Annotated in this window: 2 protein-coding genes and 1 pseudogene; 1 reads left to right on the top strand and 2 read right to left on the bottom strand. The window is 52.2% G+C overall.

Annotated elements, in window-relative coordinates:
* Positions 1-250: pseudogene (locus Q0614_RS11350) on the top strand (hypothetical protein); the annotation flags it as partial.
* A gap of 802 nt (positions 251-1,052) precedes the next feature.
* Here Q0614_RS11350 and Q0614_RS11345 read toward each other — a convergent pair.
* Together Q0614_RS11345 and Q0614_RS11340 are read right to left on the bottom strand one after the other, a co-directional pair.
* Positions 1,053-2,630 carry a subtype B tannase gene (locus Q0614_RS11345; RefSeq protein ID WP_298788792.1) on the bottom strand — a complete coding sequence of 526 codons (1,578 nt, stop codon included), beginning with the start codon at positions 2,628-2,630 and terminating at the stop codon, positions 1,053-1,055.
* 230 nt (positions 2,631-2,860) lie between these two features.
* Positions 2,861-3,294, bottom strand: a 434-nt coding sequence (locus Q0614_RS11340) for a TlpA disulfide reductase family protein (RefSeq protein ID WP_298788790.1), incomplete at its 5' end; no start/stop codon positions are given.

Raw genomic sequence — 3,294 nt, 5'->3', positions numbered from 1 at the left:
GGCGCAGCTGCGCTATCTGGCTACTTTCATCGAAAATCAAAACGTAAATATCATCGCCGCACCCAAATACGCAAGCGAGCGGCTGAGCTTTAACGAGGATGAAATTTTGCGCACTCTCTCACGCCGCCCGCAGCGCACGAGCGACGTGGAGGCGATGTTTGACGAAGCAAGCGCGCAGCTTTTAAAGCGTCTTGTGGATGCGGGTAAGGTCGTTTTTAAAGACGGTTTTTACGAGATCGCAAAAGGCTAGGGCGTTAAAATTTTAAAAGCTCTTTTGCGGCGCGGCGAGGGAAGGGCTTACATTTAGACCTCGCGTCGCAAAGGGTGCTGCCGCACACCGAGCTAGAGAGGCGGTGCAAGGAGGGCTAGCGTTAAATTTAGCGCCTAGTTGCGCCTCTGCCGCAAAGATGCTAGCACGCCCGGTTTTAGGAAACGATGCTGCCGCGGCGTGCGTTGGTCTTTAATAGGCTAAGCGGTGCTTAAAAGCGCCGTTAAATTATGAAATTTATACACACATCGCAAAGATACAGACCCCAAACGGCGCTTTTTGGGCGCCAGTGGATTATTTAAGCAGGCCGAATGGATAGCAAAAGCGGGTTTGGACCTGTGGGAGATCGCGAAATGTGCGCCTTTAAAATTTAGCCTGCTTACCGTGCTTCTTTGAGTTTTTGCGTTCATTTTGGCGTATTTTAATCGCCTGCGCGTCGAATGCGCGCTCATGCACGATACCTGCGTGCTCAAATTCTTGCGATCGGAAGTGCATAAACGCTGTGAAATTTTATCGCATACTTCGGTTTTTAAATTTGAAATTTAGCCCGCAGAATTTGATTGTGCCGAAATTTTAGCGTAGATCGCGCTAAAACTCCGCGCCATAAATCATCGCGGCCGATAAAATTTAATTCGCGCCGTTTTGCCGCGATAAAATTCTGTGGAATTTTTTAAATGCTAGCCGCAAAATTTCAAGCCGTTGCGCGCCTTGTGGCGACGCTAAAATTTTAAGGCAGAGCTGCGGGCAAAATTCTAAATCCAAAGTAAAATTTCGCCCGTTAAGCCTACTGCGCAACTACTTTGTCGATCCAGTTAAAAAGCTCCTCAAGATCGTAATCGCCGGCGTGTCCTTGCCCCCAAGGCACCGCAAAATCGACGTTTTTGCCCGCGTTTTGCAAGCTAAGCGCCAAAATAGCAGGGATCGCAAGCGCCGTATCGCGATCGCTCGCACCGTGTCGGATGCGGTAATGCTTCGCGCCGTTTTCGTTGCGCACGAAGCTCATCGCATCCATCATCTCCACGAGCTGTGCACCTGCGATTAGCACCCCTTTGGCGGGGTCATTCATCGCGCTAAAATCCGTAAAATGCGCCGCATTAAATTTAGCGCCGCCGAACAGCTCGTTTTCGGGATTTTCAAGCGCGAAGCCGTCGAATGCGGGCGGGGTCTTGGCGCGCGGCTCGGAGGTCGCGTAGCCCCAAAAAAGCATATGCGATTGGGGTGCATCATCCTTGATCTTGGCGGCGAGGTATAGGGGCGCCTTCGCGCGCGGATTTTTCGCCGCAAAATTAGCAAACGAGGCCGATATGAGCTCGTTTATGTAGTCTTTGAAGCTGCCGTCGCCGTTTTTATCCAGGCTTAGCGCGCGACCGCCCCCATCCTTTAAGCTTAGCGAGTTCAGATAGGCAGGGAATTGCGCCTTTAGCTCGTCTGAAATTTTAATCTGTGCCGCGCTTAGCTTGCCGCTTATCATCTTGCGCGCGGGCTTTGTGGCGCTTTGATTTGCGCCTTTTTTGGAATTTGCTTTTAGATCTCCGCCGCTAGAATTTTCGCCGCGCTCGTTAAATCCCGCCGCATCAAGCCCGCTAAAATCCATCTTTTCATATTCGCTCTGCGCGCCGAACATCCACTCATACGCAGCGTCCGCGTGCTTCAGATTTGTGATCGGGCAGTATAGCGACGCCGCGTAAATTTTATCGCTCGCCTTTGCAGCGCCCAGCTCCTGCAGATACGGCTCGTACGCGACCTCGTCCCCGCTCGTGCCCAAAAGCGCCGAGAGCGCTCCGCCCGCGCTCGTGCCGTTTGAGACGATCTTGTTTGCGTCCCCGGGCATCGCCGCGTCGTTAAATTTCAGATACCGCACGGCGGCTTTTAGATCGACGATCGCTGCGGGCGCCTTGCCGATATAATCGCCGGTTGCGCCCTTTAGCGTGCGTCCGCGCGCTGCGGGAGCGGCTACGACGTAACCGCGCGAAAGCGCCGTAGCGATCGCGTTTGGTTTGCCGCTTGCGTCTATTTTGACCTCGCCCGCTTCGCCCGGCATGTAGCCGCCCACGCCGTTGGGTAAAAATACCGGCGCGCTCGCGGCGTCAAATTTGCCGCTCTTGCGCCCCTCAAAATACTGCTGCGGGATGAAGATATTCATGCTCTGATAGTGCGCGCTTACGGGTTTTGCGACGTAGATTATATTTTTGTAGGCGCGAAATTTTATCTTTTTGCCGCCTACGATCACGCTTTCTTGTGTAAAACTTGCGGCGTTAAATTTCAGATCTATTTGCGCGCTCTGCGCCGCAGCCTCGGCGTTTAGGCTTAGCGTGCCGCAAAGTATCGCGGCAGCGCCTAAAGCAAGGGATTTTTTACTCATTGAAGTATCCTTTATATTTTAATATTGCCGCTTTTTAGCCCTTTAAGCAGCTTAGTGACAAAGCTAATTTTAGCAAAACTCGGCGAATACTTAAATCCGCTGCGCGCCTAAATTTTGAAATTTAAACGCAAAGGCATCTGCAAGTTGAAAGGAATTTTAAACTCGAAGTGTTATTTTAGTGGGCATTTGCAATCCGCCGCCGTAAATCCGGCTGCATTAAATTTCGCTCGTTAATTCATAAGCTTGAGCTGCGTTTCGAAGGCGGATTTGGGGTAGAGGCCGATGAGCTTTTTGACCGCTTTGCCGTTTTTATCGTAGATCACCGACGTGGGGGTGCCGAAAATGCCGCCTACGATGGATTCGAAGTATTTTACGGAGTTTGCGCCGCTGACGCTTGGGAATTTTATCCCCTTTTCGCGAGCGACCGCGGCATCGGCTTCCAGACCTTTACCATCACCTAAAACGCCGATAATCAGTGCATCTCCGCTAGCTTGCAGCTCGTTTAGCACGGGCACTTGGGCTTTGCACGCGCCGCAGCTGCTGGTATAGAAAAACAGCACGAACGGCTTGTCGTTGCCCTCGATCTTTAGCGTGCGCTCGGAGGGGTCGAACTTGGAGGCGAGCGAGGTGCCGTCGCTGCTTAGATGGTGCTTCCATCCGTCGC

The organism is uncultured Campylobacter sp., assembly GCF_937997595.1.
Classification (GTDB): Bacteria; Campylobacterota; Campylobacteria; order Campylobacterales; family Campylobacteraceae; genus Campylobacter_B.
This window is presented reverse-complemented; position numbering and strand designations above follow the sequence as displayed.